The organism is Saccharomonospora sp. CUA-673, from assembly GCF_001942305.1.
Taxonomy (GTDB): Bacteria; Actinomycetota; Actinomycetes; order Mycobacteriales; family Pseudonocardiaceae; genus Prauserella.
On record NZ_MKKE01000077.1, the window covers coordinates 140,254 to 154,314 of the forward strand.

10 protein-coding genes and 4 pseudogenes are annotated in these 14,061 nt (G+C 69.6%); 7 read left to right on the forward strand and 7 right to left on the reverse strand.

The window, feature by feature from the left end:
• Window positions 1-809: 809 nt before the first annotated feature.
• The 3 genes from BJF85_RS24330 (at window position 810) to BJF85_RS24340 (ending at window position 4,727) form a co-directional block, all read left to right on the forward strand.
• Window positions 810-1,166 (forward strand): hypothetical protein, encoded by a 357-nt coding sequence (locus BJF85_RS24330; RefSeq protein WP_075850263.1) that lies wholly within the window; start codon window positions 810-812, stop codon window positions 1,164-1,166.
• 75 nt (window positions 1,167-1,241) lie between these two features.
• Window positions 1,242-3,560: a beta-glucosidase gene (locus tag BJF85_RS24335; protein WP_075850264.1), complete on the forward strand. Its 2,319-nt coding sequence runs from the start codon at window positions 1,242-1,244 to the stop codon at window positions 3,558-3,560.
• A gap of 162 nt (window positions 3,561-3,722) precedes the next feature.
• Window positions 3,723-4,727 carry a beta-ketoacyl-ACP synthase III gene (locus BJF85_RS24340; RefSeq protein ID WP_255375903.1) on the forward strand — a complete coding sequence of 335 codons (1,005 nt, stop codon included), beginning with the start codon at window positions 3,723-3,725 and terminating at the stop codon, window positions 4,725-4,727.
• 11 nt (window positions 4,728-4,738) lie between these two features.
• Here BJF85_RS24340 and BJF85_RS24345 read toward each other — a convergent pair.
• Window positions 4,739-5,637, reverse strand: a pseudogene (locus tag BJF85_RS24345) (oxidoreductase).
• Window positions 5,638-5,733: 96 nt separating this feature from the next.
• On the opposite strand from BJF85_RS24345, the gene BJF85_RS24350 reads away from it, so the two are divergent.
• On the forward strand, window positions 5,734-6,396 hold the full coding sequence (locus tag BJF85_RS24350) for a response regulator transcription factor (protein WP_075850265.1): 663 nt from the start codon (window positions 5,734-5,736) through the stop codon (window positions 6,394-6,396).
• Window positions 6,397-6,424: 28 nt separating this feature from the next.
• Here the strand turns inward: BJF85_RS24350 and BJF85_RS24355 are convergent, their stop codons facing one another.
• From BJF85_RS24355 to BJF85_RS24375, 5 genes and pseudogenes are all read right to left on the reverse strand, one after another.
• Window positions 6,425-6,661, reverse strand: coding sequence for a hypothetical protein (locus BJF85_RS24355; RefSeq protein ID WP_075850266.1), 237 nt, complete (start codon window positions 6,659-6,661; stop codon window positions 6,425-6,427).
• Window positions 6,662-6,738: 77 nt separating this feature from the next.
• Window positions 6,739-7,632, reverse strand: a pseudogene (locus tag BJF85_RS31775) (DUF222 domain-containing protein); the annotation flags it as partial.
• Window positions 7,633-8,169: 537 nt separating this feature from the next.
• A pseudogene (locus BJF85_RS24365) lies at window positions 8,170-9,659 on the reverse strand (adenylate/guanylate cyclase domain-containing protein).
• A gap of 73 nt (window positions 9,660-9,732) precedes the next feature.
• A pseudogene (locus BJF85_RS24370) lies at window positions 9,733-10,526 on the reverse strand (SigB/SigF/SigG family RNA polymerase sigma factor).
• Window positions 10,523-10,984, reverse strand: coding sequence for an ATP-binding protein (locus BJF85_RS24375; RefSeq protein ID WP_075850267.1), 462 nt, complete (start codon window positions 10,982-10,984; stop codon window positions 10,523-10,525). The pseudogene BJF85_RS24370 and the gene BJF85_RS24375 overlap by 4 nt, the downstream one beginning before the upstream one ends.
• Window positions 10,985-11,245: 261 nt before the next feature.
• On the opposite strand from BJF85_RS24375, the gene BJF85_RS24380 reads away from it, so the two are divergent.
• Genes BJF85_RS24380 through BJF85_RS26910 form a run of 3 tightly spaced genes read left to right on the forward strand, consistent with a single transcriptional unit; the run spans window position 11,246 to window position 12,988 of the window.
• Window positions 11,246-12,055, forward strand: coding sequence for a sulfite exporter TauE/SafE family protein (locus BJF85_RS24380; RefSeq protein ID WP_075850268.1), 810 nt, complete (start codon window positions 11,246-11,248; stop codon window positions 12,053-12,055).
• 22 nt (window positions 12,056-12,077) lie between these two features.
• The gene (locus BJF85_RS24385; protein ID WP_139320835.1) at window positions 12,078-12,665 is read left to right on the forward strand and encodes a ketopantoate reductase family protein; all 588 of its coding nucleotides are present in this window, start codon (window positions 12,078-12,080) and stop codon (window positions 12,663-12,665) included.
• Window positions 12,614-12,988: a ketopantoate reductase family protein gene (locus tag BJF85_RS26910; protein ID WP_158057137.1), complete on the forward strand. Its 375-nt coding sequence runs from the start codon at window positions 12,614-12,616 to the stop codon at window positions 12,986-12,988. Before BJF85_RS24385 ends, BJF85_RS26910 begins: the two co-directional genes overlap by 52 nt.
• Here the strand turns inward: BJF85_RS26910 and hisC are convergent.
• Window positions 12,963-14,039: a histidinol-phosphate transaminase gene (hisC, locus tag BJF85_RS24390; protein WP_075850269.1), complete on the reverse strand. Its 1,077-nt coding sequence runs from the start codon at window positions 14,037-14,039 to the stop codon at window positions 12,963-12,965. The genes BJF85_RS26910 and hisC overlap by 26 nt on opposite strands.
• Between the last annotated feature and the right edge of the window lie 22 nt (window positions 14,040-14,061).

Genomic DNA, 14,061 nt, shown 5'->3' on the forward strand with positions numbered 1-14,061 from the left:
CGCCCGTATGCGCGTCTTCACCCCATCGAGTCAATCTGGTTGCCGATCCGGGATGCCGCCGTGACTTCAGGCCCCACGCGCGCGTTAATGGCCCATAATCCCGATGAACCGTTCCGCAACTGGGGTGTTGGGCGGCGGTTCCGCCGAGTGATTCCTGGAGGGCTGATGGCGCCGAAGGCTCCGCGTCCCACGCCGCACCAGGACGCCCTGCTCGATCGGTCCGGCATCATCGGCGCCTCGGCCGGGGGTTCGACGGTGCCGCCGCGCCCCGGCATGAACCGCTCCGGCGCGGCCGGCTTCCTGGTGTTCGTGCTGATGGTCCTGGCCGGCGTCACCGGTATGCACGAGCTCGACCGGGGTGGTGGCGACGACGGCGGTTCGCTGTACATCGCGGGCAACGACCTCGCGACCCAGGCGCCGCCTTCTCCCATGCAGCGTCCGAGCATTCCGGGTTCCGGCGATCCCGAGGACGCGGGTGACGACGGTCCGGGTGTCGGTGCGGAACCGCCGGCGTCGGAGCCGCCGCGCGTGCCCGAACCCCAGGCGCCCGTCGACGTCGCACCGCAGGAGCCTGCGACCCCGGAGGTCGCGTCGCACGAGCCGGCATCGCAGCAGGGTTCGCCCCGGGTCGGCGCCGGTGCGTCGGATGCTGTGTCCTCGAATGCCGCATCGGGCTCGGTCCGCGCGGTCGCCGCCGAATCCGCAGGGCCCGCGTCCGGACGGGCCGCCGCCGCGCGCGCCGAGAACACGCCGCGCGCCGGGAACCCGGCCGCGGGCCGATCGCCCGGTGCGTCGCGACCCGGCCGCACATGGACCGCAGCGAAACGGCCGACCGGCTCGCCCGCGAGGTTCGTCGGCAGGTGCACGCCGCGGTGCTCCGGCAGCAGAACGAGATCCTCGAACGTCGGCACGCGGCCCCGGTCGAGCCGCGCGCCTCGATCCCTTCCGCCGAGCCCCGGGACGCCGAGCCCCGGGACGCCGAGCCTCGGGCCGGAGAGTCCCGGGACGCCGAGTCCGGGGATGCGGCACCCCGGGATATCGAGGTCGGTGAGGTCGAGCCGCACGACACCGTTGCCCGCGGCGTCGACGCCACCGAGCGCACCGACATCACCGAGGACCGGGAGGTCGAGCGGGACGAGGAGATCGACGTCGAGATCGGCGACTGAGATCAACCACTCTGGTCAGGGCACGCCGGATATGTGAAACTACTTCGCATTCGGCTCCGACTGGAAGGTGAGCCCGTGCGACGTAGCCTGCGGACCGTCCTGGCGCCCGTTCTCGCGTCGTTGCTGTTGGCGACGTCCCTCGCCACCGGCGCGAACGCCGAAACCCCCGAGGCGGAGGCGAATCCGGACTGCCCGTGGGTCGATTCGGACGCCCCCGTCGAGGAGCGTGTCCAGCAGCTCCTGTCGCGGATGACGTTGAGCGAGAAGCTCGACATGGTGAGCGGTGCCGCGGGCCCGCTCCAGTTCATCGGCCCCACGTACGCGGGGATGGTCAGCGAGAACGCGCGGCTGTGCATCCCGCAGCTGGGCCTGACCGACGGACCCGCGGGGGTCGGCAACGGCCACACGGGTGTCACGCAGCTGCCGTCGCCGATGTCGCTGGCCGCGTCGTGGGACGACGAGCTCGCCGCCGGCTACGGCGCGCTGATCGGACGGGAGAGCCTCGGCAAGGGTGCCGACGTCGCGCTCGCGCCGACCGTCGACCTGCTGCGTGATCCGCGGGCGGGCCGGTCGTTCGAGACGCTCGGCGAGGACCCGCATCTGACCGGCGCGATGGCCGCGGCGCAGATCGAGGGTATTCAGGGCGAGGGCGTGATGGCGCAGGCCAAGCACATCGCCGCCTACAACCAGGAGACGCTGCGCAATCTGCCCTTCAACGATTCGAAGGTGGACGAGCGCACGCTGCAGGAGGTGTACCTGTCGCCGGTGCAGGCCGTCGTCGACGCGGGCGTCGCGTCGGTGATGTGCAGCTACAACCGGGTCAACGGAGTGCATGCCTGCAACAACAGCTACCTGCTGAACCAGGTCCTGAAAGGACAGTTCGGCTTCGACGGTTTCGTGACGTCGGACTGGTTCGCCACGCAGGCCAGTCACGCCGCCGCCAACGCGGGCATGGACATGCAGATGCCGGGCGGCTGCCACTACGGGCCGCGGTTGCGGCACGGCATCAACAGCGGCGCCGTGACGACGGCGAAGCTCGACGACATGGTCTCGCGCATCCTGCGGCCGATGTTCGAGTTCGGGCTCTTCGAACGGGACCACGAGGGTTCGCCGGACGACGTCGTCACCAATCCCGACCACGAGGCCGTGGCTCGGCAGGTCGCCGAGCAGGGCATGACGTTGCTGAAGAACGACGGTGGCGGCAAGGCGCCGCTGCCGATCTCCGACGATGTCGAATCCGTTGCGGTGCTGGGGGATGCGGCCGGTCAGGACGTCATCGGCTCCGGTGGCGGCAGCCCGCTCGTGACGGCGGAGCGGATCGTGACGCCGTTCGAGGGCATCGCCGAGCGCGCGGAGGCCGACGGGATCGACGTCGCCTTCGACGACGGCAAGCGCGCCGGTGAGGTCGCGGGCGAGGCGGACGTGGCGGTCGTCGCGGTGAGCAAGTGGTCGACGGAGACGGTGGACAACCGCGACATCGCACTGTCCGATCGGGACAACAAGCTGATCGCGGAGACGGCCGCGGCGAATCCGAACACGGTCGTCGTCCTGAACACGGCGGGCCCGGTGGAGATGCCATGGCTCGACGACGTCGCGGGCGTGCTCGCGGCGTGGTACCCGGGCCAGGAGTACGGTTCGGCGCTCGCGTCCGTCCTGTTCGGAGACAGCGAGCCGGGTGGCAGGCTGCCGGCCACGTTCCCGGTGCAGCAGGCGGATGTGCCGGCGGCCTCGCCCGACCGGTTCCCCGGCGGTGCCTACGACGAGGGCCTTGCCGTGGGGTACCGCTGGTACGACCGCGAGGGCATCGAGCCGCTGTTCCCGTTCGGTTTCGGCCTGTCGTACACGACGTTCGACTACGACGACGTGCGCGTCGAGGGGGACGGCGGTGCCGGCACGACCGTGAGTGCCGAGGTCACGAACACCGGTGAGCGCACCGGGTCCGAGGTCGCGCAGCTGTACGTGACGCAGCCGGAGTCGGACGACGCGCCGCCGAAGCGTCTCGAGGGTTTCCAGCGGGTCGAGTTGGAACCGGGGCAGAGCGAGCGGGTGTCGTTCGAGCTGGACGAGCGGTCGCTGGCGCATTGGGACACCGGCGGCAAGCAATGGGTGCGCAGCGCCGGCGAGTACACGCTGTCGGTGGGCGGTTCGTCGCAGGACCTGCCGTTGACGGCCGATCTCGAGGTGGCGGAGACGACTCCGGTGTCCGAGCCGACGCCCCCGCCGCCGCCCGAGGCGCCGGAGGCCGGTGACCCGGCGTTGACGGTGGCGGGCAACGTGGCGCGGTGCCCGGACGAGGCGCTGTACTCGGCGGTGCTCGGTGGTATCTCGTTGTTCGGTCTCCCGCCGGGCAAGCAGGCCGAGGAGGAGCCGGCGAACCCGACCGCGGAGGGCTGATCCCGATGGCCGGCCCTGACGGTTGGCCCTGACGACTGAGCCTGACGAGATCTAGGTCACAAGCCGAACTTCTACCGAAAAGTAGCCCCCAGATTCTGTGGGCGGGTTCGGTTCGGCCCGTTCCAGGTCTCGTCAGGTTCTTCGGTCAGGAGAGTTTCGCCAGTGGTCGCAGGTTCGTCGGCGGTGTTGGCCGGGCTCGGTGGGTGGTTGCCGCCGCGGGTGGTCGGCAACGCGGAGTTGGCGGCCAGGCTCGACACGTCGGACGAGTGGATCCGGAGTCGCACGGGGATCGCCGAGCGCCGGGTCGTCGACGACGGTATGTCCACTGTGGATATGTCGGTGGCGGCCGGCGGACGGGCGTTGCGGTCGGCGGGGGTCGATCGGGTCGGTGCGGTCGTGTTGGCGACGGCGACGCCGGACCAGCCGTGTCCGGCGAGCGCTCCGCAGGTGGCGAGCCGGTTGGGGCAGGGCGAGGCGGCCGCGTTCGACGTCAACGCAGTGTGCAGTGGTTTCGTGTACGCCTTGGCGACGGCGGCGGGTCTGATCGCGGCGCGGGTCGTGCGCGATGTGCTGGTGGTGGGCGCCGATGCGTTCACGACGTTGCTCGACCCGGATGATCGCGGCACGGTCCCGATTTTCGGCGACGGCGCGGGTGCGGTGGTGTTGCGTGCCGGCGATCCGGGCGAGCCCGGCGCGTTCGGTCCGTTCGACCTGCACAGCGACGGCGATCAGGCGGAGTTGTTGATCGTTCCGGCGGGTGGTTCGCGGCAGCCGCGGCCGGTCGAGCCGCGTGATCGTTATCTGCGGATGGAGGGCCAGGCGGTATTTCGTCATGCGACGACGCGGATGGCCGAGTCGTCGCGGGCGGTGTTGGACGAGCTCGGCTGGACCGTCGGCGAGGTGGACCGTTTCGTGGGCCATCAGGCGAACGTGCGCATTCTCAGCACGGTCGCCAAGCAGCTGGGCCTCCCCGCCGACGGCCTGGTCGTCAACATCGACCGCACGGGCAACACGAGCGCCGCGTCGATCCCGTTGGCCTTGGTCGACGGTGTCCGCGACGGCAGCCTCCGACCGGGCGACCGGGTGCTGTTGGCCGCGTTCGGAGCGGGTTTCACCTGGGGCGCAACGGGTTTGCGTTGGCCGGACCTCGACGTCGACCCCCTCTGAGTCGTTCCGGATCAGCCGACGGAGTCGAGCAGGGCGAGTTCGTCGTCGGTGAGGTGCAGGCCGGCGGCTGCGATGTTCTCCTCGAGGTGGGCCGGGTTGCGGTGCCGGGGATGGCGAGCACGTGCCGGCCTTGGTGGAGTGTCCAGGCGATGCGCACCTGTGCGGGGGTGGCTCCGTGGGCGCGGGCGACGGATTCGAGTTCGGTTCGGCCGCTGTCGGTGGGTGATTCGGTGGGGCCTGCGCCGGTGATGGCGAAGAAGGGCACGAAGGCGATGCCGTGGTCGGCGCATTGGGCGACGAGGTCGTCGTCGTGGCGGTCGGTCAGGCCGTAGCGGTTCTGTACGCACACGATGGGGGTGATCGTCAGGGCTTCGGCCAGTTGCTCGGTGGTGACGTTGGAGACGCCGATGTGACGGACGAGTCCGGCGTCGCGGAGTTCGGCGAGCGCGCCGAGGTGGTCGGCGATCGATCCGGGTGCTTTGTCGAGTCCGGCTCCGTGGCGCAGGTTGACGACGTCGAGGTGGTCGCGGCCGAGTTGGCGGATGTTTTCCTCGACCTGGCTGCGCAGTTGTTCGGGTTGGGCGTGTTCGAAGTCGCCGTCGCGGTTGCGGTCGGGGCCGACCTTGGTGGTGATGACGAGGTTGTCGGGGTAGGGCTGCAGTGCGGTGCTGATGAGTTCGTTGGCGGAGCGGGTGGGCGAGAAGTAGAACGTGGCGGTGTCGATGTGGTTGACGCCCAGGTCGACGGCTCGGCGCAGGACGGTGATGGCGTCGTTGCGGTCGCGGGGAGGGTCCCAGGGCATGCCGGGGAGGCGCATCGCGCCGAGCCCGAGCCGGTTGATGTCGTGGTCGCCGAGTCGCCAGGTCCCGGCGGCGTCGGCCCTGGGTGTGGGTGTGGTGGTTGTGGTCATGTCGCCACCGTGCTCGCGCGGGTGGGTGGTTGTCCGTGATTGGCAGGAAGTTGCCAAGGTGGGCGTGGTGGCCGGGTTGGGCGCACAATCGGTGGCATGGCGACGGGCGATGTGCGGAGCGGGGCGGCGGTCACGATCGTGCGCGGCGAGGAGGAGCTGTTCCGCCGGATCGGTCATCTGGTGTTGGCGGCGACGGATTTCTCCTGCATGGCCGGCGATGTGACACGGTGGGTGTCGGACACGGGCAATTTCGAGTCCGTCGTGTCGCGTTCCGGTCGGGTCCGCATTCGTAAGTTGTATTCGTCGGGTTTGTTGTTGGATGCCGTGTCGGCGCAGGAGTTGACTCGTCGGCGCGATGAGCATGGTGCGCAGATCCGCATCACGTCGGACGATTTGAACGAGACGGTGGTCGTCGACGACCGGGTCGCGATTCTGGCCGGCGGCCGTGTCGACGGCTTGCGCAGTTACAGCGTGTTGACCCAGCCGGAGACGGTGCAGGGTGTGGTCTCGTTGTTCGAGACGGTGTGGCGTTCGGCCACCGACCTGGATGTCTACGACGCGCAGGTCGCCGAGATCCGCAAGCTCGCCCCCGCCGTTCTCGACCTGTTGGGGCAGGGCGAGAAGGACGAGTCGGCCGCACGGCAGTTGGGTTTGAGCGTGCGCACCTATCGCCGCCGGGTCGGCGAGCTGATGGCGGCGTTGGGTGCGACGTCGCGTTTCCAAGCGGGTGTCCGTGCCCGTGAACTCGGGTTGGTCTGACCCGTTCGGGGCGCGGCGGGGCCGGCTGTCAGAACGGAGGCGGGTCGAGGTTCGGGTCGGGCCGGTCGTCGGGGTCGGGCGATCGGGGTGGGAGGACGGTTTCGCGTTTGTCGGTGTAGGTGGCGCCGAGGGGTGTGGTGATCGAGGATGTGCCGTGGGTGGGGTCGTAGGTGTGGATCCAGCCGGGTGCGTTCTTGAGCCGGTGGTGGCGTCGCAGCGCGGTGCGGCGTTGGCCGTCGATGTTGAGCCACCGTCCTTGGCCCACTGTTTCTGGTGGTCGAAGTCGCAGTGCCGAGCAGGCCGGCGGCACCACGGGACAACGCACATGCGGTCGCGGACTTCGACGACCTTGCGGATCGTCGAGTTCGGGCGATACGACGATCGGCCAAGGTCAACGGGGTTGCCGGTGGCCGGGTCGCAGAGCACCTTCCGCCAGACGGACTTGGGGTTGGTCATGATCTCCCGCGCGTAGGCCGCGGGGACCGGCCCGATTCCATCGATGGACGCTCCGGTCTCGGACATCGACAGCGCCGTGTCGATAGGCATGTGCAGGTACACCATCGCCGCCGACTGGGGCACGGTGACGCCGGGATCGTTGCCCAGGAGCAGGTCGGCGAACACGTCGGCGCGCAGCTGGTCGAGATTCCGCGAGGTGTCGCCCAGTCGAAGCTTGCGAGCCATCGCATCCACCCGCGCGTAGGCGGCGGAGGCAACATCGGACGGAAGATCGGCCGAGATGCGTGACTGGGCGTAGGCGCCGTGATCCAAGGTCACCTTCCGACCTTCGTGGGCCATGCGAGCGGCAGCGGTCTCAGCGCCGGGATCGACTTGCTTGACGATCTGCGACGCATGCCAAGCCATATTCCGAGGCTGCCACGCAGTAATCGACAGCTGAGCCAGCTTCTCCTCCAGCAGCCGATCAACCTCAAGCGCATCAGAATCAGAAACCGGAGCAACAGTATTCAACACCCGCTCGGCGCAATACCGATCCACCTGCCCCTCTCGCATAGCGGAAAGCAGTCGAGGCATCCGATAAGTCAGAGCCAAAGCGGTATGAATCCGATCCAAAACCCCCTGAGGCGACAGTCGAAGCTCAGGCGCCAATGCCTCAGCCAACGACCGCCGCTCCCACGAATCAGACGACGCCCCAGAGTCGAACGAAGCAAGAAACGACACCTCAGCAGCATCAGCCCGAGCCCGCAGCGCAAGAACCCCGCGAGCCCGACGAACAACCATCTCAACACCTGTCACGCAACCAATGCTACCGAACAACTGATCGAGAACCACCACCCACAAGCATGACAAAGAATCACCACGCAAAGTAACCCCACCACTGCCACCCCAAATACCGCCCCCGCCGAAGCGAAGCAAGGCCAAACCCGCCAACCACCCCACCCACAGAACTGCCCCAGCGAAGTGTCATCCCGTCGACCTAAAAAGCAACCATCACACTGCAGCCAGGGCGCAACCCAAAACCAAACAGGCACCCAACAACAAACCCTTGCGCCCTGACTGCAGTGTGATACCCAAAACCGGAAGTCGACGGGATGACACTTCGCCGGCGGCAAAGCCGCCCCACCATCCCGGAGACCTGCCCGCCGGCGAGGCACCGTCCCCCCAACGCAACAAACCGGCACCACGAGCTGCCAACACAGCCAAGTGAACTGCGAACACGGCGACGCGAGATGCTGACACGCCCGCATGGATCGCCAACACGGCGCCGCGAAGTGCCAACACGGCGACGCAGGTTGCCGACACGGCGATGTGGGGGCGTTACCCGGGCTCGGGGGTGGTCCATCCCTGGGTCGGGTCGGTGCGGCCGCGCAGCCGATACGTCTCGTACGCAGCCCACCGCGAAACCTCGCCCTCCTCGGAGGCCTCGATGGCGGCGCCGCTGGCGAGGATGCGGCCGTCGACGTGTTTGGCGTGTTCGGTGAGGCGGGCGGCTTCGTTGACGGCGTCGCCGATGACGGTGTACTCGAAGCGGGTGGCGGTGCCGAGTTGTCCTGCGAAGGCGGGGCCGGTGGCGACGCCGATGCCGAGGTCGAGTTCGGCGGCTTCGTTGACGGCGTCTCGGATGGTGCGGGCGGTGCGCAGTGCGGCGGTGGCGGGGTCGGCGTGCCGTGTGGGTGCGCCGAAGATGCACAGTGCGGCGTCGCCCTGGAATTTGTTGACGAGGCCGCCGTGGGAGCTGACGGCGTCGACGACGACGGCGAACAGGCCGTTGAGTTTGCGGGCGACCTCGTCGGGTTCGAACTGGACGGCCAGTTTGGTGGAGTCGACGACGTCGACGAACAGGGCGGTCACGACGCGGACGTCGCCGGACATGGATGCGCCGTGTTCGAGGGCGTGGCGGACGACGTCGTCGCCGACGTGTCTGCCGAACAGGTCGCGGAGGCGTTCCTGTTCGCGCAGGCCGGTGGTGAGGTCGTTGACGGAGGCCTGCAGCATGCCGATCTCGCTGGCGTCGTCGACGCCGACGGTGACGTCGCGCCTGCCGCGGGCGATCTCGTCGAGTGCGTCGCGCAGTCGGTGCAGCGGTTGCGCGACGGAGCGGGCCAGCAGGAACGTGGCGAGCGCGCCGAGTGCGAGGCCGAGGACGGCGAGCATGATCAGGCTGTAGGAGGGGTCGCCGCCGATGTGGGGCGGCATCACGAGGATCAGCACGCCGATCATGGGGGTGGCGCTGACGAGCATCCACGTGACGACGAGGCGGGACAGCACTGTGGTGGTGAGCGAGTCGCGCCGCGGCAGCGACCGCAGCGCCACGGCGAGCACAGGCCGCGCGACCCATTCGCTGGCCAGGTAGTTCACGCCGACGGTGGCGATGCCGCCGAGCAGGATCGCGAGTGCGACGCCGAGCACGTCGAACCAGGTGCCGAAGATGGCGGTGAGCGTGCCGAGCACGATGATCCCGCCGGTCCACAGCCAGCCGCTGACCTTGGCCAGGTCGATGGGCAGGCGCAGCGCGCGCCGCGCCTCCTCGCGCGTGGGCGTGCGGCCGAGGACGAACCACACGGCGGTGCGGCGTTGCACGAAGACGACCGCCGATGTGCCGAGCAGCACCGCGAGCAGCACGTATCCGGCCGCGACGACCGAGATGATCCACTCGTCGCCGTCGGCGTCGGCGGCACGCCTTGGAGCAGCAGCACCACGAACACGACGCCCGCGCCGAAGAAGCTCGAGAAGAACCCCAGCGCAGCGAGGCCGAGGCCGGTGCGCAGCACTGGACGCAGCCGATCGGGTAGCCGGGGTCGGGGCATTGCGTGATCGTATGCCCGCCGGAGAAGCGGCCGGAAGCCGCCGCGCAGCTCGCCGAGAATGCGCCCGGGGACGTCAGGTCTCGTCGGCCAGGCCGGACCGCAGTTTGGCGAGGGTGCGCGCCAGCAGTCGGGAGACGTGCATCTGCGAGATGCCGACCTGTTCGGCGATCTGCGTCTGCGTCAGGTTGTGCACGAACCGCAGCGCCAGGATCTTGCGCTCGCGTTCGGGCAGCTGCCGCACGAGCGGCTGCAGCGTCTCGTGGTTCTCGACGCCCTCGAGTGCCGAGTCCTCCTCGCCGAGCGTGTCGCCGAGCGCCAGGTTCTCGACCTCGCCGGACAGCACCTCGTCGAGCGACATGGAGTGGTAGGCGTTGCCCGCGTCGAGCCCCTCGAACACGGCCTCCTGCGAGATGCCGAGGTGCTCGGCGATCTCGCTCGCGTCGGTGCCCGGCCCAGCTTCTGCGACAGGTGCGTGCTCGCACTGTTGATCGACAGGTGCAGTTCCTTGAGCCTGCGCGGCACGCGGATCACCCAGCCGGTGTCGCGGAAATGCCGGCGCACCTCGCCCATCACGGTCGGCACCGCGAACGACAGGAAGTCCGAACCACGACGTGGGTCGAACCGGTCCACGGCGTTGATCAATCCGACGCGCGCCACCTGGACGAGGTCTTCCTTGGCCACGCCGCGTCCGGAGAACCGCTGCGCGATGTGCTCGGCCAACGGCAGGTGGCCGCGCACGAGCTCCTCCCGCAGTTCGGTGCGCCGCGGGTCGTCGCCGGGCAGCGTCACCAGTTCGTCGAAAAGCGGGGTCAGGTGGTCGTAGTCCTCGGAGGAACCACGCGATCCGCGTCTGGTGGATTCGGTCACGTAAGGGTCGGCTTTCGTTTCGTCAGTTCGACGTGCACCTGGCCGTTCGCCGTGTCGGGTGTGCCGTTCTCGAGCCATGTGTTGGCCGAGTCGGCCAGCGTGGTGAGCACCTTCCAGCCGAACGAGGCCGTGCTGGGCGGCTCCTGGTCGGCGCTGGCGACGGTGCCGTGGAACCGCAGCTCCCCGTCGCCGATGGCGAATCTGCAGGTCATGGTCGAACCGGCCACGGCGCGGGTGATCAACGTCGAGCACGCCTCGTCCACCGCGAGGCGCAGGTCGGCGATGGCGTCCATGTCGAAGTCGGCGCGCACCGCGACGTTGGCCGCGACCGACCGGACGATCGGCAGATGCGTCAGGTTCGCCCCGAATCGCACCTCGACGTCGTCCTCGCCCAGCGCGCCCGGTTCGGGGGCCGGCGCGGACGATGCCGTGTTTCCGGCGGACTCTGTATCTGTCACTTTCACCTCAGTGGGGACGGGCCGATGGGGGCCGTGGGTGTCTTTCGTCGATGATGACCGGTGACGTGAGGCGTCTTGTCGCCACTTCTACCTCCTCGTCGCCGCGCCTGCATCTCGTCGTCTCCGCCGCGCGGCGCCTCGCTGCCCGTCCGGGGGGACGGGTAACCACCCGGCCTGGTGTCGAAACGTCGATCGGTGAATCTGGCCACGGAATCGCGGCCGCGGCGATGATGATCGGCTCGGGAGGCATATCGTCGCCCGGTGGTGTGGTGGCATGCGGTTCTGATCGCGGTGGCCGGTGTGTGGGCCGGGACGATCAACACGGTCGTGGGGTCCGGGACGTTGGTGACGTTCCCGGTGTTGGTGGCGCTCGGCTTCCCGCCGGTGACGGCGACGACGTCGAACGCGATCGGACTCGCCCCCGGCACCGTGTCCGGCGCGATCGGCTACCGCCACGAGCTGCGTGGTCAGACGCGCACGCTGCTCTCGTTCATCCCGGCGTCGATGCTGGGTGCGGTCGTCGGCGCGATCCTGCTGTTGTCACTGCCGTCGGACGCGTTCGAGATGATCGTTCCGGTGCTGATCGTGCTGGCCCTGGTGCTGGTGGTGATCCAGCCGCGGGTGTCGGCGTGGGTGGCGCGCCGGCGCGAGCGCGAACACGCCGACGGTGCGCCCGCGGCCGGTCCCGGGCTGTCGGGGCAGAGCGCCAAGAGCGCGGCGCTGCTGGTGACGTTGATCTTCGTCGTCGGCATCTACGGCGGCTACTTCACCGCGGCGCAGGGCGTGATGCTCATGGCGATCATGGGCGTGCTGATGACCGACCCGATCCAGACGCTCAACGGCATCAAGAACGTGCTGTCGTCGGCGGTGAACATCGTGGCCGGCATCATCTACGCGTTCACCGCCCCGATCAGCTGGCCCGTGGTCGCGCTGCTCGCGGTCGGCTCGATCATCGGAGGGCAGATCGGCGCGAAGATCGGCCGGAAACTGTCGCCGAAGATGCTGCGCGGCGCGATCGTCGCGATCGGCCTCGCTGCCGTCATCCAGCTCGTCGCGACACACTGGTTGTGAGGAGTCCGTGGCGGAATCGGTCGTGAGCAGGACCGTCGCGGTGGTCGGGATGGGCGCCGTGGGGACGGCACTGGCCGGCGCGCTCGCCGAGGCCGGGCACGACGTCGTGGCGTGCGGACGGCGGCGCCTGGAACGCATCGAGGTCACCGACGACGGGGTGACGCGCACCTACCCCGTGCGGTGGGCCGCCGAGCCCGCCGACGTCGGCCCCGTGCCGTTGACGATCCTGGCCACGAAGATCCACGACACGGCCGCCGTCGCCGACTGGCTGGCCGCGTCGACCGCGGGCGGCGGGCACGTCGTCGCCGCGCAGAACGGCGTCGACCAGCGTGAGCGCATCGGACCGTTGGTGGCGGCCGAGGTCGTCCCGGCGTTGGTCTACACGAACGTCGAGCGGATCGGCCCCGGCGCGGTCCACACCCGCAGGAGCGGACGGGACCTCGTCGTGCCCGACGGCGAGCACGTCGCCGAGGCGGTCGCGTGCTGGAGGGCACGGACCTGGCTGTGGAGCGTTCGGCCGACTTCGGCACGGCCGCGTGGCGCAAGATGCTCACCAACGTGTCGGCGAACCCGATCACGGCGCTCACCGGACGTCGCGTCGAGGTGCTGACCGAACCGGCGGTGGCGGAGCTGGCGATGCGCCTGCTGCGGGAGGCGGTCGCCGTGGGCGTGGCCGAGGGCGCGCGGATCGACGACGGCGACGCCCGCGACGTCCTCGCGTGGCTGCAAACGCTTGCGCCCGGCAGCACGACGTCGATGTTGCAGGACCGCGAGGCCGGCAGGCCCCTCGAACACGACGGCCTCACGGGAACAGTCGTGCGCCTCGGCGATCACCACGCATCGACGTCCCCGCCAACCGCTCCCTGCTCGCCCTCCTGTCCGCCGTCTCCCCATAAGCGGGAGCTGCTCAGGGGAAGGCGCGGGCGGCGGTGAGGAAGAGGTCGTTCTCCTCGGGGGTGCTGATGGTGACGCGGACGCCGTCGCCGGCGAAGCCGCGCACGACCACCTTGTGTTCCAGGGCGTGCTCGGTGAACTCCATGGCGCGGTCGCCGAGCGGGAGCCACACGAAGTTGGACTGCGTCTCGGGCACCGCGAACCCGGCCTCGCGCAGCGCGTCGGCGACCCTGGTGCGTTCGGCGACGATCGCCGTGCACCGTTCGAGCAGTTCGTCGGCCGCGTCGAGCGAGGCGATCGCGGCGCGTTGGGCGAGCGCGTTGGTGCTGAACGGGACGTAGACCTTGCGCAGCGCGGTGATCACGTCGGCCGGGCCGATGCCGTAGCCCACGCGCAGGCCCGCGAGCCCGTACGCCTTGGAGAACGTGCGCAGCACCAGCACGTTCGGGTAGCGCCGGCCGAGTTCGATGCCGTCGGGCACGTCGGGGTCGGCGACGAACTCGCGGTAGGCCTCGTCGAGCACGACGAGCACGTGCGACGGCACGGCGTCGAGGAACTCCACGAGCGCGTCGCGGCGCACGACCGTGCCCGTCGGGTTGTTGGGGTTGCACACGAACACCAGCCGCGTGGCGGGCGTGATCGCGGCGCGCATGGCGTCGAGGTCGTGGGCGTGGTCGGCGTCGAGCGGTACGGGCACTGCCGCGGCGTTGGCGATCTGCGTGGCGATCGGATACGCCTCGAACGAGCGCCACGCGTAGACGACCTCCTCGCCCGGCGCGCACATGGCCTGCACCAGTTGCTGGCACAGCGCCACGGAGCCGCAGCCGACGGTGATCCGTTCGGTCGGCACGTCGAGCTCGGTCGACAGCCGCTCGGTCAGCGCCGTCGACACCATGTCGGGGTAGCGGTTGACCTCGGTCGCGGCGTCGGCGATGGCCTTCGCGACGCTCGGCAGGGGGCCGCCGGGGGTCTCGTTGCTGGCCAGCTTCACCGCGCCCGGAACGGTCCTGCCGGCGACGTAGGCCGGCAGGCTCCCCAGATCGGCCCGTGGGTGCAGCTCGGTCTGGTGCTTGTCGGGTGTGCTGGACACGGTGTCGGCTCCCTGCTGTGTT